Genomic DNA, 24,754 nt, shown 5'->3' on the forward strand with positions numbered 1-24,754 from the left:
CAAGACAGAAAAAATGAACAAGTATTTTTATACATTAGTAAGTTCTATCTTACTATCCGCAGCAGCCTATGCTCAAGAAACTGCACCTACAGATGTCATGAGATATAATCAATCAGATCTAAATGGCACAGCTCGTTTTAGAGGAATGAGTGGAGCTTTTGGTGCAGTAGGGGGAGATTTATCTGCCACGAATATTAACCCGGCAGGGGGAGCTATATTTAATTATAATACAGCAGCTTTCAGTTTATCTTATTTAGCTAGAAACAATAAAGCTAACTACTATGGTAATAATACGTCAAAAAACTATGATGGTCTAGACTTAGGTCAGATGGGAGCAGTATTTGTTTTTAACAACTACAATGACAACGCTACGATGAAAAAGTTCACGATAGGACTTAACTATGAGAGCACTAAGAATCTAAGAAACGACATCTTATTCAGAGGAACGAATACACACAATAGTTTAGGAGACTATTTCCTAAACATGGCTAATGGAGCTAAAGTACCCCATGGTATCGCACAACCAAATGGTAGCTCTGTAGAGCAAGACTATATGGATGCCGGTTACTATGGAGGGTTCGTAGGACAACAAACCTACTTAGCACACGAAGCATGGTTAATCAATAAAGGTACACAAGACGGGACATATACAGCGAACTATAATCAAAATAGTCAGTATAACCAAGCTAGAACATTTAGCAACAGCGGGTTCACAAACAAGTTTGCAGCTAACTTTGCAGCACAACTTGGGCAACGATTCTATGTAGGAGCTAACCTGAATATTCACGTAGTAGATTACACTCAGAGCAGCCTTGCTCAGGAGACTATCGCTACACCAGGAGGAAAAGGATCTATTCAGTCAATGAGTTACTTTAATGAAGTCTATACTTACGGGACAGGATTCTCATTTAATATAGGAGCTATTGGACAGATTACGGAATCTTTAAGAGCAGGTGTGGCATACGAGTCACCTACTTGGTACTCTCTTAAGGATGAATTAATCCAAGGGCTTTCTACATCTCGCGTAGGTGAGAATAACGCTGTAGTAGATCCTAGAGTAGTGAATGTATTCGATCGTTATAGACTGAGAACCCCTTCTAAATACACAGGGAGTTTAGCTTATATCTTTAAAGATAAAGGACTGATCAGTGTTGACTATACATTCAAAGATTATAGCAATAACGAGTTCAGACCTACAGGTAATGATACTTACTACGGCTTAAACCAAGGAATCAATACCATGATGACAGGAGCAAGTGAAGTACGTATCGGAGGGGAATACATTATCAAACAAGTAAGCTTAAGAGCAGGATATCGCTTCGAACAGAGTCCTTATAAGAAGGATTATAAAATGTATGGAGATCTAAATGGATACTCTGCAGGTATCGGATATACTTTCGGTAGTTCTCGTTTAGACTTATCTTACTCTAGAACTTCGCAGTCTTATAATACTTACTTAGTTGATACTACAGGTGTAAATCCTTATAAGCCTGCTAATATTAAAACGACAGATAACTTTGTAAGTTTGACATACAACATTAATTTCTAATTAGATTAGAAGTTTAAGTACTTAATCTCTTTATCGGATAAACTGATAAAGAGATTTTTTTATTATACCTTTGCAGTTCGATTTTTATAAAAATAATAATAAGCAAATAATGAAGTATATTTTTAAACTTTTCGCTGCAATATGCTTGCTTGCTACTGCTACAAGTTTTGCTCAAGAAGGTGTAACTACTCCTCTGCGTTATACAGATTCTAACAAAGGTAAATTCTACATTTACTGGGGAGGTAACCGCGGTACTTTCAGTAATTCTGACATTCGTTTTAGAGGTGATGACTATGACTTCATCTTACAGAATGTAGCAGCGTCTGACAAACCTAAAGGATGGCATATCGACTACCTAAACCCTACTCGTATGACTATTCCACAAACGAACTTAAGAGTAGGTTACTTTATCACTGATAAATATAATATCTCTTTAGGAGTTGATCACATGAAATATGTAATGGATCAAAACCAAACAGTAGGTATCTTAGGATACTACCCTGGTCAAGGTTCTTACGGAGAAACTATCCCTGGACACCCTAACCAAGTAAATCTAACTGAAGATTTCTTAATGTTCGAACACACAGACGGATTAAACTATATCAACGTAGAGTTAAACCGTGTGGATGACATCTCTAAACTTTTTGGAGTATGGAACACAGATAAAGTTCAGATCAACTTAACTGAAGGTGTTGGAGCTGGTATTGTATTCCCAAAAACAAACACTACTTTATTAGGTAAAGAAAGATATGACGAATTCCACGTTTCTGGATTTGGTCTATCAGCTAAAGCAGGTCTTAACGTGACTTTCTTTAAACACTTCTTCGTTCAAGCAGAGTTAAAAGGTGGATACATTGATATGTATGATGTACGTACTACAGCTAGCAAATCAGATAGAGCTATGCACAACTTCTGGTTCGGAGAAACAATCATCGTATTCGGTGGTATCTTTAGATTATAATAAAGACACATAAACAAACAATATACCGAGAGGCTATCATTTATTCGATAGCCTCTTTTTTATTCTCATTATTTACCACATATACCGTATAAACAGAACCTCAGCACTATTTGTTTATTTAGAACCCCTACTTTATCTCGTGATATAGTTCAAAACGAATGCTAAACCTATTCTTCTTCATTTTCTATTTTACTTCTATTTATTTATCCATTTCGACCCTTAAAAATCGTTTTATAGTAATTTATCCCCTTCATTTCACTCCTTTTTTTACTCAAAACCAGTTTTTTCCCTACTATCACTATCCTTTTCTTATAAAAAATTATATCTTTTTTTATACTCATATCGAGAACAAATAACAATAAAAACCTAAATATCAAATCATTACCAAAAAACACCCTTTTATTATCATTCAACCTTAACACCTCACTATCCTACTAAAAACAAGCCTTCATACCTATTCCTTCAACACTTCTTCAACATTTCCCCAAGATTGCTCTAGTTTAAAGCACTTTTCTTGAAGGAACATTGAAGAGGTGTTGTCGCAATATTGAAGGGGTAAATATTATTCTTAAGAAACAGGACTCTTCAAAATCTTTAGGTGTTTCGTAAACACCTAAAATTAAAAGACAACGATGGCGCTGTACAATCAAATCTTATCTCTTACATCGATTGATTTATATCCCTCATAAAATCAAGGTTCTAAAACAGAATGCTTATAATTAGACTACTAGATTCACATAATTATACTAAAGCGCTTAGTTTGTAGCTAAAAAAAATGTAATTTTGCAGTCCAATTTTTTTAAATCAATGAGAACCAAAACTTTAAAAAAGAATAAAATCAACGTAATTACTTTAGGTTGTTCAAAAAACGTTTACGATAGTGAAGTGTTAATGGGACAATTAAAAGCAAGTGGAAAAGAGGTAACACATGAGGCTGCTAATGATGAAGCTAATATTGTGGTGATCAACACTTGTGGTTTTATTAATAACGCAAAAGCGGAATCAGTAAACACAATCTTAGAATACGTAGAGAAAAAAGAGGAAGGTATTGTTGACAAGGTCTTCGTTACTGGATGTTTATCTGAGCGATACAGACCTGATTTAGAAGCTGAAATCCCTAATGTAGATCAATACTTCGGTACGACAGATTTACCTTTGTTATTAAAAGCATTAGGAGCTGACTATAAACACGAATTATTAGGAGAGCGTCTGACGACTACTCCTAAAAACTACGCTTACCTTAAAATCGCTGAAGGATGTGACCGTCCTTGTAGCTTCTGTGCTATCCCTTTAATGAGAGGAGCACACGTATCTCAACCTATCGAGAAATTAGTAAAAGAAGCTGAGGGATTAGCTAAAAACGGAGTAAAAGAGTTAATCTTGATCGCTCAAGATTTGACTTACTACGGATTAGATTTATACAAAAAGAGAAACTTAGCAGAGCTATTAGAGAACTTAGCGAAAGTAGAAGGTATCGAATGGATCCGTCTTCACTATGCATTCCCTACAGGATTCCCTATGGATGTATTAGAACTAATGAAGAGAGAACCTAAGATCTGTAACTACCTAGACATCCCTCTACAACATATCTCTGACAATATCTTAAAGTCTATGCGCCGTGGTACTACACAAGCGAAGACTACTAAGCTATTAAAAGAGTTTAGAGAAGCTGTACCAGGTATGGCTATTCGTACGACATTGATCGTAGGATACCCAGGAGAAACAGAAGAAGACTTCCAAATCTTAAAAGATTGGGTACAAGAAATGAAGTTTGAACGCTTAGGATGTTTTACTTACTCTCATGAAGAAAACACACATGCTTATTTACTAGAAGACGATGTTCCAGAGGAAGTAAAACAAGCTCGTGCAAACGAAATCATGGAAATCCAAGCACAAATCTCTTTTGATCTAAACCAAGAGAAGATAGGACAGACATTCCGTTGTATCATTGATAGAAAAGAAGGTACTGAGTTTATAGGACGTACTGAGTTCGATAGCCCAGACGTAGATAACGAGGTAAGAATAGACGCTACTAAACACTATCTGAAAATAGGTGAATATGCAGATATTCACATCGATAGTGCTTATGAGTTTGACTTATTCGGTACACCAGTAAAATAATATTTAAAAGCTGTTCTTCACTGAACAGCTTTTTTTGTACCTTTCTTTTAGAATCTAAAAAATTATTTAATCATACCGTCTCTGGCTTCTCTTCGATCAAGGCATTTATTTTAGTTTGTTTACACAACAATAATATTAAGGTAAAGTTGACAATACATAAAACATTCATCTTTGTCCTAATCAATTAAAACAGATACCATGAGATTTCAAAAGAGACTATTAGTTTTATGTTTAGCTATGAGTTCATTTGCATTTGCACAAGATAATAAAGTATTGCGTATCGCACATAGAGGTGCTATGGGACACGTAACGGAGAACACAGTAGAATCTGTTCTGAAAGCTGTAGAGATGAAATCTGATGCGATCGAAATAGACGTGTTTAAAGTAAAAGATGGAGCTCTAATGGTACACCATGATGATACCTTAGAACGACTAACAAACGGTAAAGGGAATATCGAACAATATACTCAAGCAGAACTACAAGCGCTACTAGTAGATGGTAAATATAAAATGCCTACACTAGAAGATATTATTGCTGCTATCAATAGAAAGGCAGTATTAAATATAGAACTAAAAGGAGCGAATACTGCAGAAGGTACATACGCTATCATCCAACAGTTCAAACAAAAAGGATGGACGAATGCAGACTTTATCATCTCTAGTTTTAAATGGGATGAATTAGAAAAAATAGCTGCTCTAGATCCTAATTTAGACATCGCTGTACTGACTTCTAAAGAGCCAGCTGATGCTATTGAATTTGCACATAAGATCAAGGCTGTAGCGATCAATCCTTACTTCAAAACATTGAATGAGAAAAACGTGAGTAAAATCAAACAAGCTAAGTTAAAAATATATCCATATACTGCGAATGAGGAGAAAGATATCCAACGTCTAAAAGACTTAAAAGTAGACGGTATCATCACCAACTTCCCAGAGAGAATATAATACATTTTGGTTAGGTTATTTTAAGCAGAAAGGCGTATTCAGTGTGAATACGCCTTTTATTTTATTCGTTATTTATACTTTATATTGCTTCAAAGAAACCTGTGAAATACTGTAAGAATAACACCCATAAGATGATAATCGTAGTACCTAATATCGCTCCAAATAATCCACCGAGTACGAAGTCCTTTTGCTTCAACATCCCTGTACCAAAGACAATGGCATTAGGCGGCGTAGATACTGGTAAGAATAATCCACACGAAGAACAAAGTCCTACTACTAACCCTACCGGTAATAACTGATCTGTAGGTAGTACAATAGCGGCAATATTAATCACAATAGTAGCTGTAGCAGTACTACTCATAATATTAGAAAACAACACTGTCACTACTGCGAAAATAATCATCATCACGATCATATTAAACTCCATCCCTGCTAAGAACTGAGAGTAATATGGTGCTAGTAGCTCTTTAATAGCCATCCCTAGAGATAACCCTCCCGCTACTAGCATCAAGGTATCCCAAGGCAATCTGCGCACGTCCTCTGCTGTGATAATCCCCAACATCGGCAAGAACATAATAGGCACCATCGCGGCTCCTGCTGTAGGTATATGTAATCTACTTCCTAACATCCACATCAATACTGTCACTCCTAAGATGATAATAACGGCTAGACGCTGTAAGCGCATACTATTCGTCATTTCTAAAGCTTTGTTTGCGAACGAAACATCTAATCCTTTTACCTTAGAAGTATACTTGCGTACTACAGCATACCAGAATGTCCCTAATAAAACTACGGCTGGTAAGAACCCTAATAACAACCACTGAGAAAACGTAACATCGAATCCTTTAGATTTCAATACGTTCACTACGATCAAGTTAGGAGGTGTTGATACCATACTCATCATCCCTGCAAAGGTAGCAGCAGCTGGAATACTGACTAAGATAGCCTTAGACATATTAGAGTCTTTCCCCTCTCTATCTATCAAGGGCATTACCGAAGCTAATACCATAGCTGCAGTCGCTGTATTCGAGATAATCAAGGATAGAACTGAAGTAACAATGATAATACCTAATACTAGCATATTAGGATTAGAGCCAAAAATAGAAATGGTCTTCTTAAACAACGACAAGTCAAGATTGGTCTTCCGCATTCCTTCACTCAAGAAGAAACCTCCTAAGAATATCCAGATCACACTGTCTGACCAGGTATCTGATATCTCCTGGGGCGAAATCGTGGCTCCCTGTATATTCCCCATGGTATAGACGAGAAAACCTATAATCATAATCCCTACCGCAAAGGGAGGAATGGCTTCTGTCGCCCAGAGTAATATAGAGAATATTAAAATAAACATGGTGTATTTCTGAGCTTCACTAAAAACATCTGGAGCTAAAAAATAAGTACCTAACAGTGCAGCGACTAAAGAAAAGAAGAAAATACCTACCCTCGTTTTGATATTCCACATATTCCACGAAGCCTCTATTAGAAGCTCACTGTAGAATCGGATACCCGTTCTAATCTTCCTAATCTTGTCAAAGTAATCAAATTCCATATTCTTGTATTTAACCTTTAAAATTACAACAAATTAGTACATCAAGCCACTTTTACTATTGTATAATAAAAACAAAAGTGGAACTCTGACGAGTCCCACTTTTAAGAATTAGTGCATTAACCTGATAATCTATTAACTATGAAAGCATTAATTAAAACTATATTTTAACCCTATTTGTATTTGGTATGGGTTTCCTCTATTGACAGGAGTCCCTTTTGTATTTACTCTATAATTAAATTGTTGTGTAGCTTGATCAAAACCTGGTAAAGCAGCTGTCTCTCCTTTCTTAGGTACACCTAAAGCATATAGAGACTGCGTTCTCATAGATTTATTCACTCCCCAATCTTTATTCAATAAGTTCGCTACGTTAAATACATCTGCTGATAGCTCAAACTTGTGTTTCCCTTTAACATGGAAAGTCTTCGCTATACGCAAATCAAATACACCATAGAAGCTATTCTTTCCTCCGTTTCTCTCTGCTATTTTACCATAGCTATCTTGGATATAATTTTTAAGGCTACTGCTTACTTCTGGATTATCCATAATCGCTTGTAATCCATCCTTAATATGCTGTGGAGTCTTAGGATCATTGATATCAAATACATACGCTAAGTCATTATTACCACTAACAAAATCTCCATTCGTATTACCTCCTGATAATAAGCTATATCTCGTTCCTCCAATACCAGAGAATCTCACTCCTACATTCACTCCGTAGAAACTAGGTGCATTACCATACACTACTAACTTATGTCTAAAGTGATTATCAGAATAGCTCATCTTGCTTAAATCTCTAGGGTCATCTGCTACTGGTAGTCCTAGTGTAGCCGAGTTAGCTACGTTTCCATTATAAGAAGTATTGTCCTTAGTAGAGTTCCAAGTATAACTCACTGCTATCTGTCCATCTCTGTAATAGTTATAATTCGTGTCAAATACTAAAGCATAGTTATTTACTTTTCCTTCACTTACTAACTCTAATACACGACCTAGTTGGTTTGATTTTCTACCTTGTTTCCAATCAGAAGCACCGTTCGCTAAAATAGTTTCTGCAGGGACGAATACACCTCTTCCTCCTTCATTGTCTAAAGTAAAGAATGGTTTATCCACCATATTTCTATCTTTATAGAAGTAGTTATTACGAGCTAAGTTCATATACCCTGTCACACTCACCTTAAATCTACTGCTGAAGAAGTGTGTATACGATAAGTTAGCCTTATACACCATCGGTACTTTTGCATCTTTTCCTGTGAAGTTGATTGTGCTTAACTGATGTTGAGTCAAAGAAGGTATTGTGTTTTTATCTTTTCTATAAGCTTCAAAGTCTGGAGTAGGTACATCAGCTCCCATTACATCCACAGTAGCTAGCTTACTTCCATCAAAAGTAAGGTTGTTAATCAATGCATAGTTATTCACATCCGAACCAAAGATACCTCCACCTAGACGGATATAGTCTGTATTGTTCTCATTGATATTCCAATCAAACTGAATACGTGGCTGTACAATCAAAGACTTAAAGTTATTGTCTGTTCTTAGTCCTAGCTCATCATATACTAACTGGTTAAACTTAGCTGTCGGATACTTCGCATAATCTAAACGAAGCCCTAAAGTCATATCTAAACCAGGATATAAAGAAGTCTTCATTTGTCCATAGATACCCGCATTTAATATATTCCCATCGACAGTAAGGTCATCTACTAAAGGTACTTCTCTATAATATCTATAAGGTCTTAGATTCTCAAAGCTATCCATAGACGAATATCCTAGAGCAGGATCATTATTAAAATGAAAACGTCCATTCACTTCACTACCGTATACCGATTTAGAGTTAGTCTGCATCACGTCAACACCGAAAGTATAGTTTACTTTATCTGTGTTATAGTATAAATTATTTACAACCTGAAAAACATTATTCGTAAACTTCTCTTGTGCAAAACGGTGTCCTCCCAACTGTATATTCGCTGAGCGCACACCTCCTCCAATATTAGAAGTTACGTTCTCCACAATAGCACGTGGTATATACCATCCTGGTAACTCTGCACTCTGATGACTATCCTGGAATGTATATAAGTACTGTACTTTTAACTCATTAGTCAGCTTAGGACTGATATTCGTTCTTAATGTAGCTAATAAACTGTTGTCAACACTCTTATCTGTACCATAAGATTCGTATAGATTAATCTGTGTGTTATCTCCTAATCCTAGTGGATTATAGTCATATGTAAGGTTATTTCTAACCGTCAATAAGTTGTTCTCGTTAATCTGCCAATCTAAACGTAAGAAGGCTGCATCAGAGTTTCTTCTCTTGTCAAATGTTCCGTACTGAGGATTATTAGACACACCATATTTATCACGAGCAATACCTACGAACTTATCTAAAGTCTGGTTAGTAATACCGTATCTATCCTCATCTGCTGGCCCATTAATATCTGCAATCACTAGTGATCGAGTGTCTAACTGGTGATCCCATGCTACAAAATAATGTAGTTTATCCTTAATAATCGGGCCACTTAAAGATAGTCCATATTGATAAGTAGAGTAATCTCTATCCCCTTTCTTATTTCCGTTGATATCATACGGGCTAGATAACCAATCTGCACGCATATAAGAGAACATCGAAGCTGAGAACTCATTGGTTCCAGATTTAGTCACTGCACTTACGGTTCCTCCTCCACTTCTCCCTAATGTCACATCATACTGATTCGTCACTACCTGAAACTCACGTACTGCCTCCATAGATACAGAATATGGAGCACCACTTCTACTAGTAGTCGCCCCTCCTGATGTAGGATTCTTAGCAGTAGTACCATCTATCGTAAAGTTAATAGAAGATCCTAGTTGTCCTCCTATAGACCCTCCATTCGATAAAGGTGATAAATCCGTTAGGTTAGCAAAATTACGTCCGTTAATAGGTAAATTCTTTATAGAGCTTGCTGTAAAAGTAGTCGCTGCCCCCAAAGACTCTTTCTGATTCTTTAAGCTCTTTCCATCAATAACGATTTCTTCTAAATGCTGATCATCTAATCCAATAACAATATCTACGAATACATTATCACCTTGGTTTACGTAGTACCCCGTTTTCTTTACTTCTCCACCAGTCTCATCCTGTGTAACAACAATATAAGGCCCCCCTAATGGAATTTCTTTAAAGACGAACTCCCCATTAGCATTCGTCTTAGTACGTGTTGTAAACCCTGTAGATGTATTTCTAATCATAACTTCTTTTCCCTGTTGGATCGCATTATCCTGTAATACGATCCCTTGGATAGAAGCTTGTGTGGTTTGAGCAAAAACTTGTGCACTAAATAAAGTCGCACATACCAAACCTGCTAATTGTAATTTTTTTTTCATTTACGTTACTACTAGTTGATTAATGAAGTCAAATCTATTCCTCCATTATTATCTCTTGATTTTTAGTACGTAAAGAAATTGTCATTTTTAAATTCAAGAATTCAAAGAGTTATTATGAAAGTGTTAACTCATAATCATCTTATACTAAAGTCTGTCTTTTTCTGTCATCTCTATTTCTTTAGAACTGTATTTCACCTTTTGGTTTCCTAAATTATACTTTAAAGAAACAGCAAAACCTTGTGTATCGCTATAGTCTTTAAAGTAGTTATTTTGATTCGCATAGTTAGTACTAATGATCTGTCTGTCACTACCAAAAATATTATACACATACAGATTAGCAGATAACTTATTCTTCAAGAACTCTCTACTCATGATAAAGTCTGTACGCTGATAACTACTTATTCTAAAAGTCCCCTGTACACCTGGTGTATAAAAACTATAAGTCAACATCGCTTTCCAATTACTCTTTTTTTCTAAAAGTGCAGAAGCATATAGTTGCCCTCCAAAACCGAATGCATCATTCTTATACAACTTCTTATCTAGACCATAAAAGTAATCTTCCTTATACTCTAATCTTAAATAGCTATTTAGAGTCAGCCACTCTCCTACTTTATACGGCGTGTTTAAACTCATCCCTGCTACCTGTCTCTTATCTATATTTGTATAGTGATATACTAATGTATTAGTAGCATCCTCTTGATATGATATTTCCATAGATGGATTCTGCTCTCTCTTATAGTACATCTCTAAACTCCACTCTTTATAATCATAACTCAGACTAAAATTATGACTGATCGTTGGTTTTAAATCAGGGTCTCCTTGAAAGTACGAAAACAGATTATAGTAACTCTTCGCTGGGTTCATCCAAGAATACGAAGGTCTGTCAATGCGCTTGCCATACGAAAAGCCCAAATGATGATCGTCTGTTACATCATACTTCACATAGGCTGTAGGAAATAACTTAAAGTATGACTGTGTGTCACTCCCTACCCCTGTGCTCTTCGTCTGAATGACTGTGTACTCTCCTCTCAATCCTGCTTTAATCTGCCATTTATCCCATTGCTTCGTAAATGAAGTATATCCTGCCCAGTTGATTTCTTGATAATCATAATCGTTACTCTTGTCTTTATTAGGATTCCCTGTTTTAGTATCAAAAAAGTCTAATGAATATAAAGCTTTGACAATACTATACTTTCCTCCTAACTCCCACTTCGTTGTTTCTTTATCTATCGTATAATCAATACCAGATACAGCTAATCGTGTACGCGAGTTATCTTTCGTTGCGAAAAAGCGTTCAGTTGGTACTTGATTTTTAAAGTTTAATTCAGTTCGTACATCTTGGTTATCTTTCTGGTTATCATACGTAAAATAAGAAGACCATAATAAGTTTTTCTCTTGACTAAACTTCTTGTCTAACATAAAATACCCTGTGTACGTATCCATATTAGCACGCTTCTTATTAAAAGTAGTATAGTTAGATTCTATAATCCCCTCTTTATTATAGATTAATGTAGGGATGACATAATCACCTTTGGTTTGCTCATTAATATAGCCATCCCCTCCTAATGTCAGTGTCAATGTACTATCTACCTTTACATCCATCTCCGCATTAAAACTATGTCTTCCTCTCATCTTATTCATACGAGTCAGGTCTGTACTCCAACGCTCTCCGGTCTCATAGATAACGTTGTCTTCATTATAGCGTACTCCTGATCCTTTTGTATAAGAATAATTTCCAGATAAATTCACTTTATCACCAGAGTAAAAATGTTGTGTACCTAAGGTGTTAACTGCATAGGTAGTTTGTTTAAAACGATCTGTTACACTCCCTTTATATCCTAAGTTTACGTTCTTTTTTAATTTAATGTTCAATACTGCTCCCCCCTGAGCATCATACTTAGCAGGAGGATTAGTAATAACTTCTACAGCCTCTACCTGTGTACCATCTGTAGATTCAAGCATCTCTTTTAACTGCTCTCCTGTCAGCATCACCTTTCTATCGTTAATCGTCACCAATATACTAGAGCTCCCACGGATACTTAGGTTATCTCCTATCGCATTGACCCCAGGTGTTTGTTTCAGAATATCCCACGCATTCGTAGTCGCTAATGGTGTGTCTTGCACATTAAATACTAATCTGTCTATCTCTCTTTTTATAGTAGGACGCTTAGCGGTAATCATTACTTCTTCTAAAATAGCATTATCTTCTGCTAACTCTACTACAGCTGAAGTGGTACCTAAAGCTATCGTCTGAGATTTAAATCCTACATAACTAAATTCTAATTGGGTAATCAATGTATTAGCGTCTAAATCATAAACACCTTGTTCATCTGTATACACAGACTGTACTATCTTGCCATCGGCATCTTTAGCTACAACAGTAACAAAAGCCAATAGTTCCTTTTTATTGTCTGTTACTTTTCCTTTGATCTGAGAGTTAGTTGTTTGTGCATTTACTAATACACTTAACAATAATATGCTCCATAAAATAAGTATGCGTACCATAATTTCATTAATTTTAAACAAAGGTGCTGTATTCAGAAAAAGAAGGCGGTTAATGAACGGTTAATGAACGGTTAACAGCAAAAGCCTCTTGATGTATTACTCTCTTTTTAAAGTATATTTGTGTATATGAAAAAGCTAAATTCTAAATATTACTTAATCATCTTTTGTTTGTTTTATATACTTCTTGTAGGGGTAATGATTTTTTATTTCATGCAAGCAGTTAAACTAAAACAAAAAGAAATAAGTAGTATCTCTCATCAAAAAATGGATGATTTACTAGAGGAGCATTTCTACAAAGAAATTAGCTTAACAAAAGAAAATTTACTGTATACTTCTTTTTTAGACCTACTGCAGCAAAAAACAACCTTAGAAAATATCAAAACAGACTTTACTTCTGTCCTAGACAAGAATAATGAATTGTTTACAAAAAAGATAGACAGTACGTTCTCTACCTTAGGATATGAAGTGGCTGCGAAAATAGTTATCAAACAAGTAGTCATACATGATAGCAAAGAGGAGTTATTAGATAAACCTTTTGTCCTTTTAGAAACAAAGCGAAAACTGAACGCTCCCCAAAGAATAAATACTTCTGAATGGGAAATTAATGAGACTAGTATAAAGGATGAAGGTGATACATGCACAGAATGTCCTGATAGTTATAAACTACATATCACTATTTACCAAGAAAGATTTATAGAGGTAACTAATTATTTAAGCTTAACACTAAGGCAGTTATTTCCCCTTTTAAGTGGTTCTATTCTAATCTGTGTTTTTATTCTCATATTATATTATACTACTTATAAAGCTATCAAAAGAAAGGAAAGAGAAATAACTAATCTCTACAATATGGTAGATAATGTCTCTCATGAGTTTAAACTACCTATCGCTACTCTAAAATATGGTTGTAAGAATCTGTCGAAAGAATATGAGTCTCCTACAGTGAACCTTCTACTCCGTCAAGTAGATCGATTAGACCGATTACAGAATAGCCTTAATCCTATCCTATCAGATGAAGAAGAAGGTTATAAAAAAGAAGATGCTTTAGTACTGATAGAGGATATCCAAAACCTGTATCCTGAAGTACTATTAGCTATAGAATGGAATGCTAAAGATGAACTAAATCTCTCTAAAACTAAAATAGAAACTGTACTTCTTAATCTATTAGAAAACAGTATTAAATATGGTGGAACAGAGATTAAATGTATTATCTCATCAGAAGCTAATCAGTATACTATCACAATTATAGATAACGGAATGGGTATCGCTAAGGATAAACAGAGTGATGTCTTCAAAAAATTCTATAGAGTACGAGAAGGCAATATCCATAATACCCAAGGACTAGGCATCGGCTTATACCAAGTACAACAAATAGTAAAATCACTTCACGGGAATATTAATATAAATAGTAAACTACAAGTAGGGACTACTTTTAAAATCACAATACCTTATGTATAAATTGTTATTAGTAGAGGATGATATTGATTATGGTACAGTTATCCAACAGTATTTAGGTATCTGTGGTTTTGAGGTAAAATGGTTCACTACTCCAGAAGAAGTTATAGAGACTGTAACACAAGAACACTTTGACTTAGCAATATTAGATATTATGCTCCCACAGAAAGATGGTTTTACCTTATCGAAAGAGATTAATACGGTATTACCAAACTTGCCTTTCTTATTCTTAACAGCAAAGAACCAAAGTATTGACCGCTTAATGGGGTTAAAGCTCGGTGCTGATGATTATATTTCTAAAACATGTGATCCTGAAGAACTAAAACTTAGAATAGAGAATATCCTAAAGCGAACTGCTGTACCAAAGACAGAACAGTACTTATTAGGCAGCTATACTTTTAATCCTATACAGCTAAAGCTGAGTCATCCCACTGAAACGATACGTCTGACAGAACGAGAAAGAGATTTATTACTTCTATTAATCAGTCATAATGGTGATATTATCTCTCGTGAAGAGATCTTACAGAAGCTTTGGCCATCTGCAGACTACTTTAATGGACGTAGTTTAGATGTATTCGTCACCCGCTTAAGAAAATACTTTCAACACGATGAATCAATAAGTATCCTGAGTTTAAGAGGAGTTGGTTTTGAAGTGAACTTATCCCTTAAATAAGCTTGGTACTACTCCGTAGTAGCAATATAAAAAGGGACTGCGAGTAAGATCACAATCCCTTTACTTATGCTATTTATCTTGAAAACGTTTGAGAAAAGTCTCGTTCAGTTTTCCTTTATCTTTGATTCTACTTAAAGCTTCTAAGGCTTTCGCTTTATAACTTTCATTCTTAGTCTCTTTAAATAATTCGTCTGAAGCAAGTGCATAATTAGCATTAAAGTCATCTAGCGTATTAAAAGTAGTTTGGCACTTATCTAAATATTCTAAACCTGCCTCATACTGAGTATCCGCTATAAAGAGGATTCCCTTCATTAAATATACTTCTTGTTGTCGTTGCTCCGTCCAGGTATTCTCTGTTATATACAACTCTTCTGCAATACTTAGCTTTTGCAATCCATTAGCTATATCTCCTAAAGAAGTAGCGGTAAGCCCTATTCCATAATAACCATCAGGGTCATTGGGAAAGTCCTTGATCAATTCTTCATACTTCTTTCTCGCTAAGCCAATATTTCCGACTCTTAAAGCTGCTTCTGCTAACTCTTCTTTAAATACTGAATTACTCTTACTAGCTAAACTATCAGCATAGTAATAATACGTTACTGCGGCTTCGTGCTTATCTTGTTTAGTTAAAGCTACTCCTGTAAAGAAATATGCATCACAAAGTGTTTTATCTCTTTCTATTAAACTAAAGAACACTTTACCTGCGATATTATAATACTTAGGTGAATTAAGAGCTTCTAAACCTACTTTATATAATCGTTCTACTTCCATATCATCAGATGGACAACTAAGCTCTAAATCATCATAAGAATACTTATAATCAACAGTCTGAGCATAAACACAGTTATATGTAAGACACCAAGTACTAATAAGTAGAAATACTACAATCTGTAGTTTATCTCTGGTAAACAATCTCACTGGTAGGAGATGCATTATAATATTCATTATTTTCTTGTTCTTTAATACGATCAGTAAACAACACTCCATTCAAATGATCAAATTCATGTTGTATAATGACAGCTGTAAAACCTTCTATCACTTCTTGGAAATGTTCTCCACTTAAATCATAGTAAGTAATCTGAATAGCTAAGCTTCTATATACTTCTCCATATTCATTAGCAATAGATAAACACCCTTCTTCTCCTCTTCTCAATATTTTAGAATACCATACAATCTCTGGATTAATAAAGAATTCGAATGGTTCTCCTTTTTTATCCATTCGTTGCACTAGAAAAACTCTTCTATTGATACCTACCTGAGGTGCTGCTATCCCTACTCCAGGTTTCTCTTCATTGCGAACAGTTTTATACATTCGCGCAATCAGATATTTTAAGTTCTCATCTGTTGGAAGTACTTCTTCACATCTCATTCTAAGTACTTGTTCTTCTACAGGACTATCTACCTGATAGACATGCATTGGTTCTTCTACAGTACTTTGTTGTATAAGAAGATTTTCTATATCGTTTAACTTGGTGTAAGTATTCATTTTATTTTGTTTTACAAGTCAAAAATATAACTTAAATCACATATAAATAAAAAAAGCCTCAGAATTAACGAGGGCACTGAAAAAGTCTTCTTTTTCGAAATAGAGGTAAAATAGAGGGCTTAAGCTCTTCTATTTTACCTCTTTGTTTTTTTAGCTTTGTACTGATCAAATAAAAAGCAATGGTAAGTCATCAAGAAACAATCTCTTTTAGTAAATATTCTGAGTTATACGATATGTTAGTTCCTAAGGATAATATGTTACGTCAGATAAATAATCTTGTCGATTTTACTTTTGTATATCAAGAACTATCAAGTAAGTATTGTGTCACCAATGGTAGAATGGCATATTCTCCTATTCGTTTGTTCAAGTACTTATTATTAAAAACAATCTTTGACATATCAGATCAAGATGTTGTAGAACGCTCGCAATACGACTTATCGTTTAAGTATTTCTTAGATATGTCAATCGAAGAAAAGGTAATAGAAGCTAGTACGCTAAGCAAGTTTAGAAAATTAAGGCTTCAGGATACTGATATGCTAAACTTGTTAATTGGTAAAACAGTAGAGTTAGCTATCGCAAAAGGGATTATAAAATCAGAGGCAATAATATTAGATGCAACACATACTAAGAGTCGCTCTAATGCAGTATCTGTTATAGAGTTTCTAAGATATCGTTCAAAGAATGTAAGAAAGGTTCTTTATGAAACAGATCCAACAGTAAAAGATCATTTACCTACTAAAAACACAGACGATAACGTAGAGAATGAGATGGCTTATTGTACAGAGTTAATCAACTACTTAGAAGACAAAGGATCTTTGAGTAGCTTACCTAAGGTAAGTGAGAAACTGAATGTTTTAAAAGAAGCGTTAGATGATGTAAAAGAACAACGAGATATATCTAAAGATCAAGATGCTCGTATAGGTCATAAGTCAAAAGAGGAATCATTCTTGGGATATAAAACTCATATTGCCATGAGTAAGGAGCGTGTTATCACAGCTGCAGTAGTCACTTCAGGAGAAAAGGGAGATGGTCCTTTGCTAACTACATTAGTAGAAGAATCTATTAAAAATGGAATGACAGTTAACACTGTTATAGGTGATCGTGCTTACTCCAGTAAAGACAATTTAATCTATGCTAAGAAGAATAATATTAGTGTAATCTCTAAACTAAATCCTGTAATTAGTCAAGGTACTCGTAAAAAAGAAGACCAATTTGACTTTAACAAAGATGCTGATATGTTCGTTTGTCCTGCAGGACATTTAGCCGTTAGAAAGGCTACTCAAGGCAAGAAAGGAGAAAATACTAATCAAGTTAAAACATACTATTTTGATGTTGAAAAGTGTAAACAATGTCCTTTAAAAGATGGTTGTTACAAACCTGGAGCCAAGACCAAATCATATTCGGTCTCTATATCAAGTCAAACACACTTAGACCAACTAGCCTTTGAAGACACTCCAGAATTTAAAGAAGAGGCTAAACATCGTTATAAGATAGAAGCTAAAAACGCAGAATTAAAGAATGCCCATGGATACGATACTGCTTTGTCGTACGGATTGTTGTCTATGCAAATGCAAGGGGCATTGGCTATTTTTGCCGTAAACTTAAAAAGAATACTGAAATTAATGTAGTAAGGATAGCTAGGTAGCATTTTGTCCTCTCAGAAAGAGAAATAAGGACTATTAAGCACTAGCTATATCTTTAAAAATAATCTTAAAAACAAAAGACGCTTTAAAAAAGGTTAGTTATAACCTCCTTTAAAAGCGTCTTTTTTTGCCTTATAGTGACTTGAACTCAAAAAAAGCCTTACTTTTTCAGTACTCTCGAGAATCTCTGAGCTTTTTACTTATGCCGACTTAGGAAGACTATCAGGGGCTTGTACTGGCAGTACCTCTGGTAGAGCAGGGATAGAATCATTCACTGATTTTACATCTGTACCTTCATCCTCATCTTCGTCATCATCTTTTGCTCCTTGTCCCAATACTTCACTTGCTTTATATCTACCTAACTTAATTTTAAAATCTTCTGCATTACCTGTTATTCTCATTGGTATTCCTATAATACCTAATGGAGGCAATCCCAATCTAAATCCAATATTTAAATCTCCATCTAAACTTACTTGTCCCTCAAAACGTGGCCTAAAACCAGCCATCTTCATTTTAGTTCGTTCAATAGTCATTACATTATCTTTAATAGATGATTTAATATTAACGTCAGATAATGTTCCTTTTTCTAACGATTTAGCATCCGTCTTATCTGCAATAGCTCCTAAAAGTTTAAATCCTTTAAAACTAATATTTGCTAATGATAATGTACCTTGACCTTCAATGCTCTTCATTACAGGGAACATACTACTGTTTAATTTCCCTTTCAAACTATAATCTAAAGAAACCGTTCCGTAAGCATCCTTCGCCATTGTCACCATTTCTCTAAACAAAGTAATTTCTTTATATGCTCTTTGAATATCAAATTCAGAAGCTTTTAAATGATAACTAAACAATGCACTTCTATAACCTGTTGGTTCATAAGTTCCATTCATAGCAACATTTGTTCCTATCAAATTAAACTTAGTATCTTTCAAATCTATACCTCCTTTAGAAACAACTAGATTACCTGTAAAGTTTTCAATATTGTATTCTGTGTATTTAATCTTATCAGCTACAGCATTAAAGGCAATATTAATGTCTTTAGGAACCTGAATAACACCTGCGTTAGATGTATTTGCTATTGTGACATTACTAGTTTTATTATTTGCAAACATCATAAATTCATCAACATTCATATAAGGAGTTTGTAAATCAAAGTTCCCTTTTAAAGTATCTCCTTTCAGCATATAACCAATCACATTAGTCAAGTATCCATTCATAGAAAATTTAGAACTACCATAAGTAGCTTCAAATTTCTCAAACTTCATCTTTTCTTTATAGAACTTGAATACTCCTTTTTTAATATGTAATGGTTTTGGGAACATCTCAGAAGTCACCGTTATATTGTCTACTTCAAACTTTCCTCCATTCTTTAATTTATCAAAATCTCCTTTTACAGCATCACTTTGTAATCCACTTAAGAAAAGACTCGTTAATAATCTACCGCGTACATCTATTCCATCAATCTTAAACAACTTATATAGGTTACCTATATTCAATGTTCCTTTTGACTTCACATTATAATTTAAGTTATTTAAATTATACAAACTAGCAGCTAATTGGAAAGGTTCTCCTGCTATTTTAAAGTCAATTGGTAAGACTTTAATTGTTAAGTCATGTAGAGATCCACGCTTACTCTTAATGATCGTATGAATCTGAATATTCTCTATTGGTAAGTCAGGTATACGTTTAAATTGAACATATCCATTGACAAACTTAATTTCAGAATCAATTACAGGGAATAGTTTACGCTTTGGCTCGTATGTTCCCTTTATACTACCCTTTGCATCAATCACTCCTCTAAGCACAATATCTTCTATTGGTATGAATTCCTTTATATTCTCTAAGTCCACTTTAGCATCTACATCCGCCTCAATATTGTAATCACGTAGATTCTTTAGATATATATTACCTTTTATAAAATTACTCATAGCAGATAATGAAATATCAGAAATTCTAACTGAAGTATTCTTATAATTAGAATCCTTAGCTGCTATATCAAAGTTAAAGTTAATAGCTTCTAATGCTTCTGGTAATTGTTCTAACTTAAAATATCCATCTTTTATAGATCCTTTTAAATCGAATTGAGGAATACTAGTGATAGTACTGTCTCTATATACTTTACGTAAGGTTCTTCTTTCAACAACACCTTTAGAGTAGGTTCCATCAAAAACTCCATCCAAAGCTAATTCACCACGCATAGCAAATCCTTCAATACCTATTGCTTTTTGAAATAAATCAAGATTAACTATTGAATTGATCTTTCCTTTTGCATTGATAACGGTCAAGCCCTCAACTTCTGCATTGATATCAGTATGTTTATTATCTAAATCAAAAGCCAACTTATTAATAGACACTTTTCCTTTCTCTATATCTAACTTTGGCATCGAATAAGCAAAGTCAAGTTCTACATTTTCTAAAGGCTTACTAACTTGTTTATTTTGTATAAAACCATTCTTTAATTTTAATGACAAATCAACATTAGGACTTAAAGTATCAACAATAACATATTTACCTTTTAATAAAAACTTACCATTAACATCTCCTGCAAATTTAGTATCATCCAACCAATATTGATACTCTGGTGGTATAACTGATAATAGTTGCTCTAGAGTAGCATTCTCTGTTTTAATATCAAAGAGCATATCATAACCATTCTCTATAAAACCAAAATGTCCTTTAAAATCAACTGGTAATCCTTTAACACGTAAGTCATTCTTTTCAAAGACAAAAGTCAAAGACTTTGTATCTACTTTAGTTTGAAGTTTAGCTAAAATAGGTTTCTCTTTTACATAGTGAACACCATCAAAGTTCAGGTCAAAAGAATGAATACTTGCTTTACTAAGTAAATCAAATACATCATCACTCATATTACCTTGTCCAATATAATCAAAATCAGAAGCTATAAAACTCAACTTACTAGCTAAATCATTATAAACTATTTCAGCATTATCTATATGAAGTTCATCTATCTTTAATTCAAGACTCTCATCACTTTCTTCTTTCTCATCAGATGGAACAAAAACATCATAATTTGCTTCTCCTTTCTCTGTAACATTAATATGAACAATAGGGCTATCTACATATATTCTATTAAAAGACAATTTACCATTTACTATGCTAAAGATATCAACACCTAAGCTAACTGATTTAGCTTCAAATAAATGATCAGAATACAATGAATCTAATTGTACACCAGCTATACTAGGATTAACTACTGTAGCTGTTAATAAAGGAAATCTATTATAAAATGATAGATCAATTTTCTCAAAGTCTACTTCTCCCTTGATGGATTCTTTCATTAATTCCTTTACCTTAACATTTATTTGATCTGCATAAAATACTGGTACAATATACATTAGTGCTAATACTAATACACATAATACTCCAATGCCTATTCCTAATCTAATAAGAATTTTTTTTACAGTTTTCAACATAGCTTACTTAATCTTCAATATGCGTACAAAGTAACATCTTTTTTTCGCAACTTTAACAAACTTAAACAGAAATATAGTACAACATCTTGTCTGCAGAAACAAAATATGACTAATCCATATAAACAAAAAATCCCCAACCTCATACGAGATTGGGGATTCTATAAAGAAAGGCGGCGACATACTCTCCCACTGGTTAGCAGTACCATCTGCGCTAGCGGGCTTAACTTCTCTGTTCGAAATGGATAGAGGTGAGCCCCGCTGCAATAACCACCTTAAATCGGTTGTTACACGATTGAGCGTAACTAATATTTTTAACTATATTGATATTTTAAACTTAACTATACCTTAGAAAGTTGCCCTCCCCTTGAATTAACAAGGGGAGATTCACATAAGCTTACGGGTTATTAGTACTACTCGACTTTGACATTACTGTCTTTACATCTATAGCCTATCAACGTTGTAATCTCCAACGACCCTTTAAAGAAATCTCATCTTGTGGTGGGTTTCGCACTTATATGCTTTCAGCGCTTATCCCTTCCCAACGTAGCTACTCTGCGATGCCCCTGGCGAGACAACAGATGCACTAGAGGTTGGTCCAATTCGGTCCTCTCGTACTAGAATCAGATCCACTCAAATTTCTAACGCCCACAGTAGATAGAGACCGAACTGTCTCACGACGTTCTGAACCCAGCTCGCGTGCCACTTTAATGGGCGAACAGCCCAACCCTTGGGACCTTCTCCAGCCCCAGGATGTGACGAGCCGACATCGAGGTGCCAAACCCCCCCGTCGATATGAGCTCTTGGGGGAGATCAGCCTGTTATCCCCGGCGTACCTTTTATCCTTTGAGCGATGGCCCTTCCATGCGGAACCACCGGATCACTATGCTCTACTTTCGTACCTGTTCGACTTGTTAGTCTTTCAGTCAAGCTCCCTTATACCATTGCACTCTACGCACGGTTACCAAGCGTGCTGAGGGAACCTTTAGAAGCCTCCGTTACTCTTTTGGAGGCGACCACCCCAGTCAAACTACCCACCAAGCAATGTCCTCCGCATCGCGGAGTTAGATCTCAAATAAGCAAAGGGTGGTATTTCAACAATGACTCCACAACGCCTAGCGACGCCATTTCACAGTCTCCCACCTATCCTACACATCACTTATCCAAGAACAATACTAAGCTATAGTAAAGGTGCACAGGGTCTTTTCGTCCCACTGCGGGTAATCGGCATCTTCACCGATACTACAATTTCACCGAGCTCATGGCTGAGACAGTGTCCAGATCGTTACACCATTCGTGCAGGTCGGAACTTACCCGACAAGGAATTTCGCTACCTTAGGACCGTTATAGTTACGGCCGCCGTTTACTGGGGCTTCAATTCAATGCTTCTCGACAATTACTCATCGATAACATCTCCTCTTAACCTTCCAGCACCGGGCAGGTGTCAGGCCCTATACGTCATCTTACGATTTTGCAGAGCCCTGTGTTTTTGATAAACAGTCGCCTGGACCTTTTCACTGCGGCCAGCTTGCGCTGGCGACCTTTCTCCCGAAGTTACAGGTCTATTTTGCCTAGTTCCTTAGCCATGAATCTCTCGAGCGCCTTAGGATACTCTCCTCGACTACCTGTGTCGGTTTACGGTACGGGTACTAATAATCTAAGTTTAGAAGCTTTTCTTGACAGCCCTTAGGCACACTATCTCGTTGTCCGAAGACTCAAAGTACTATCGCATTTCTCCAAGTTCGACGCATTTTACTATCAAACCTATAGGTACGTGCTTCAACGAACTATTCCGTCAGTTCGCGGTGCTTTCATCACTGTGTCACTCCATCACAATTATTAGTAGTACGGGAATATTAACCCGTTGGCCATCGACGTCCCCCTTCGGGTGTGCCTTAGGTCCCGACTAACCCTCAGCTGATTAGCATAGCTGAGGAAACCTTAGTCTTACGGCGGGGGTGTTTCTCGCACCCCTTATCGTTACTTATGCCTACATTTTCTTTTCTAAAAGCTCCAGCAATTCTCACAAATCACCTTCTGCGCCGTTAGAATGCTCCCCTACCACTCACGCAACTAAATGCGCAAATCCATAGCTTCGGTAGTATACTTATGCCCGATTATTATCCATGCTCGATCGCTCGACTAGTGAGCTGTTACGCACTCTTTAAATGAATGGCTGCTTCCAAGCCAACATCCTAGCTGTCTGGGCAATCAAACCGCGTTTTTTCAACTTAGCATACATTTGGGGACCTTAGCTGATGGTCTGGGTTCTTTCCCTCTCGGACATGGACCTTAGCACCCATGCCCTCACTGATGACTATCATTACTTAGCATTCGGAGTTTGTCAGGAATTGGTAGGCGGTGAAGCCCCCGCATCCAATCAGTAGCTCTACCTCTAAGTAACTATCGATCATCGCTGCACCTAAATGCATTTCGGGGAGTACGAGCTATTTCCGAGTTTGATTGGCCTTTCACCCCTACCCACAGGTCATCCGAAAACTTTTCAGCGTTAAACGGTTCGGTCCTCCATTTAGTGTTACCTAAACTTCAACCTGCCCATGGGTAGATCACACGGTTTCGCGTCTACCACTACTGACTTAAGCGCCCTATTAAGACTCGCTTTCGCTACGGATCCATGACTTAATCACTTATCCTTGCCAGCAACGGTAACTCGTAGGCTCATTATGCAAAAGGCACGCCGTCACTTCACGTAGAAGCTCCGACCGCTTGTAGGCGTATGGTTTCAGGATCTGTTTCACTCCGTTATTCACGGTTCTTTTCACCTTTCCCTCACGGTACTGGTTCACTATCGGTCTCTCAGGAGTATTTAGCCTTAGCGGATGGTCCCGCCAGTTTCAATCAAGGTTTCACGTGCCCCGACCTACTCAGGATACCACTATTCTTATCTTCTCTTACTTATACGGGACTATCACCCTCTTTGGTTTACCTTTCCAGGTAATTCTAATTAAATCCGCAAGAAATCTCGTGGTCCTACAACCCCAAAATTGCCGTAACAACTTTGGTTTGGGCTATTCCGCGTTCGCTCGCCACTACTTACGGAATCACTTTTGTTTTCTTCTCCTCCGCC

General features: G+C 35.9%; 13 protein-coding genes and 2 rRNA genes (1 of these 15 cut by a window edge). 7 read left to right on the forward strand and 8 right to left on the reverse strand.

What is annotated here, in order from left to right; translation table 11 throughout:
• The first annotated feature begins 13 nt into the window (after nucleotides 1–13).
• The 4 genes from E0Z07_RS02155 to E0Z07_RS02170 all read left to right on the forward strand — a co-directional run bounded on the left by E0Z07_RS02155 (nucleotide 14) and on the right by E0Z07_RS02170 (nucleotide 5,576).
• Nucleotides 14–1,549, forward strand: a complete 1,536-nt coding sequence (locus E0Z07_RS02155; RefSeq protein ID WP_006262044.1) for an OmpP1/FadL family transporter — start codon at nucleotides 14–16, stop codon at nucleotides 1,547–1,549.
• Between the two features lie 109 nt (nucleotides 1,550–1,658).
• On the forward strand, nucleotides 1,659–2,510 hold the full coding sequence (locus E0Z07_RS02160) for a membrane protein (protein WP_006262045.1): 852 nt from the start codon (nucleotides 1,659–1,661) through the stop codon (nucleotides 2,508–2,510).
• A gap of 807 nt (nucleotides 2,511–3,317) precedes the next feature.
• Nucleotides 3,318–4,631, forward strand: a complete 1,314-nt coding sequence (gene rimO, locus E0Z07_RS02165; RefSeq protein ID WP_006260355.1) for a 30S ribosomal protein S12 methylthiotransferase RimO — start codon at nucleotides 3,318–3,320, stop codon at nucleotides 4,629–4,631.
• Between the two features lie 198 nt (nucleotides 4,632–4,829).
• Nucleotides 4,830–5,576, forward strand: a complete 747-nt coding sequence (locus E0Z07_RS02170) for a glycerophosphodiester phosphodiesterase (RefSeq protein ID WP_006262046.1) — start codon at nucleotides 4,830–4,832, stop codon at nucleotides 5,574–5,576.
• Nucleotides 5,577–5,655: 79 nt separating this feature from the next.
• Here the strand turns inward: E0Z07_RS02170 and E0Z07_RS02175 are convergent, their stop codons facing one another.
• The 3 genes from E0Z07_RS02175 to E0Z07_RS02185 all read right to left on the reverse strand — a co-directional run bounded on the left by E0Z07_RS02175 (nucleotide 5,656) and on the right by E0Z07_RS02185 (nucleotide 12,978).
• Nucleotides 5,656–7,125 carry an SLC13 family permease gene (locus E0Z07_RS02175; protein WP_006260357.1) on the reverse strand — a complete coding sequence of 490 codons (1,470 nt, stop codon included), beginning with the start codon at nucleotides 7,123–7,125 and terminating at the stop codon, nucleotides 5,656–5,658.
• 147 nt (nucleotides 7,126–7,272) lie between these two features.
• Nucleotides 7,273–10,473, reverse strand: coding sequence for a TonB-dependent receptor (locus E0Z07_RS02180; protein WP_006260358.1), 3,201 nt, complete (start codon nucleotides 10,471–10,473; stop codon nucleotides 7,273–7,275).
• Between the two features lie 144 nt (nucleotides 10,474–10,617).
• Complete coding sequence (locus tag E0Z07_RS02185; protein ID WP_006262047.1) at nucleotides 10,618–12,978, reverse strand: outer membrane beta-barrel family protein; 2,361 nt, start codon at nucleotides 12,976–12,978, stop codon at nucleotides 10,618–10,620.
• A 126-nt stretch (nucleotides 12,979–13,104) separates the two neighbouring features.
• Between E0Z07_RS02185 and E0Z07_RS02190 the strand changes: the two genes are divergently transcribed.
• Entirely contained in the window at nucleotides 13,105–14,433 is a 1,329-nt protein-coding gene (locus tag E0Z07_RS02190) for a sensor histidine kinase (RefSeq protein WP_006262048.1), read from the forward strand.
• Entirely contained in the window at nucleotides 14,426–15,103 is a 678-nt protein-coding gene (locus E0Z07_RS02195; protein ID WP_006262049.1) for a response regulator transcription factor, read from the forward strand. Before E0Z07_RS02190 ends, E0Z07_RS02195 begins: the two co-directional genes overlap by 8 nt.
• Nucleotides 15,104–15,172: 69 nt before the next feature.
• Here E0Z07_RS02195 and E0Z07_RS02200 read toward each other — a convergent pair whose 3' ends face one another.
• Complete coding sequence (locus E0Z07_RS02200) at nucleotides 15,173–16,036, reverse strand: tetratricopeptide repeat protein (protein ID WP_006262050.1); 864 nt, start codon at nucleotides 16,034–16,036, stop codon at nucleotides 15,173–15,175.
• Nucleotides 15,999–16,589 (reverse strand): peptide deformylase, encoded by a 591-nt coding sequence (def, locus tag E0Z07_RS02205; RefSeq protein ID WP_006260363.1) that lies wholly within the window; start codon nucleotides 16,587–16,589, stop codon nucleotides 15,999–16,001. The genes E0Z07_RS02200 and def overlap by 38 nt, the downstream gene beginning before the upstream one ends.
• Before the next feature lie 179 nt (nucleotides 16,590–16,768).
• Here def and E0Z07_RS02210 point away from each other — a divergent pair, with 179 nt between their 5' ends.
• Complete coding sequence (locus tag E0Z07_RS02210; protein WP_006260485.1) at nucleotides 16,769–18,217, forward strand: IS1182 family transposase; 1,449 nt, start codon at nucleotides 16,769–16,771, stop codon at nucleotides 18,215–18,217.
• A 215-nt stretch (nucleotides 18,218–18,432) separates the two neighbouring features.
• Here E0Z07_RS02210 and E0Z07_RS02215 read toward each other — a convergent pair whose 3' ends face one another.
• The 3 genes from E0Z07_RS02215 to E0Z07_RS02225 all read right to left on the reverse strand — a co-directional run.
• On the reverse strand, nucleotides 18,433–21,669 hold the full coding sequence (locus E0Z07_RS02215) for an AsmA family protein (protein ID WP_006262052.1): 3,237 nt from the start codon (nucleotides 21,667–21,669) through the stop codon (nucleotides 18,433–18,435).
• Between the two features lie 165 nt (nucleotides 21,670–21,834).
• Nucleotides 21,835–21,944: ribosomal RNA gene (rrf, locus tag E0Z07_RS02220) — 5S ribosomal RNA — on the reverse strand.
• A gap of 109 nt (nucleotides 21,945–22,053) precedes the next feature.
• Nucleotides 22,054–24,754: ribosomal RNA gene (locus E0Z07_RS02225) — 23S ribosomal RNA — on the reverse strand (it continues 192 nt past the right edge of the window).

This window comes from Myroides odoratimimus (assembly GCF_004337635.1).
Classification (GTDB): domain Bacteria; phylum Bacteroidota; class Bacteroidia; order Flavobacteriales; family Flavobacteriaceae; genus Flavobacterium; species Flavobacterium odoratimimum.

Excerpts from the sequence above, each read along its gene's own strand:
- E0Z07_RS02155 (WP_006262044.1), top strand. The coding sequence starts at position 14 with ATGAACAAGTATTTTTATACATTAGTAAGTTCTATCTTACTATCCGCA.
- E0Z07_RS02185 (WP_006262047.1), bottom strand. The coding sequence starts at position 12,978 with ATGGTACGCATACTTATTTTATGGAGCATATTATTGTTAAGTGTATTA.
- E0Z07_RS02175 (WP_006260357.1), bottom strand. The coding sequence starts at position 7,125 with ATGGAATTTGATTACTTTGACAAGATTAGGAAGATTAGAACGGGTATC.
- rimO (WP_006260355.1), top strand. The coding sequence starts at position 3,318 with ATGAGAACCAAAACTTTAAAAAAGAATAAAATCAACGTAATTACTTTA.
- E0Z07_RS02215 (WP_006262052.1), bottom strand. The coding sequence starts at position 21,669 with ATGTTGAAAACTGTAAAAAAAATTCTTATTAGATTAGGAATAGGCATT.
- E0Z07_RS02160 (WP_006262045.1), top strand. The coding sequence starts at position 1,659 with ATGAAGTATATTTTTAAACTTTTCGCTGCAATATGCTTGCTTGCTACT.
- E0Z07_RS02195 (WP_006262049.1), top strand. The coding sequence starts at position 14,426 with ATGTATAAATTGTTATTAGTAGAGGATGATATTGATTATGGTACAGTT.
- E0Z07_RS02210 (WP_006260485.1), top strand. The coding sequence starts at position 16,769 with ATGGTAAGTCATCAAGAAACAATCTCTTTTAGTAAATATTCTGAGTTA.
- def (WP_006260363.1), bottom strand. The coding sequence starts at position 16,589 with ATGAATACTTACACCAAGTTAAACGATATAGAAAATCTTCTTATACAA.
- E0Z07_RS02170 (WP_006262046.1), top strand. The coding sequence starts at position 4,830 with ATGAGATTTCAAAAGAGACTATTAGTTTTATGTTTAGCTATGAGTTCA.
- E0Z07_RS02190 (WP_006262048.1), top strand. The coding sequence starts at position 13,105 with ATGAAAAAGCTAAATTCTAAATATTACTTAATCATCTTTTGTTTGTTT.
- E0Z07_RS02200 (WP_006262050.1), bottom strand. The coding sequence starts at position 16,036 with ATGCATCTCCTACCAGTGAGATTGTTTACCAGAGATAAACTACAGATT.
- E0Z07_RS02180 (WP_006260358.1), bottom strand. The coding sequence starts at position 10,473 with ATGAAAAAAAAATTACAATTAGCAGGTTTGGTATGTGCGACTTTATTT.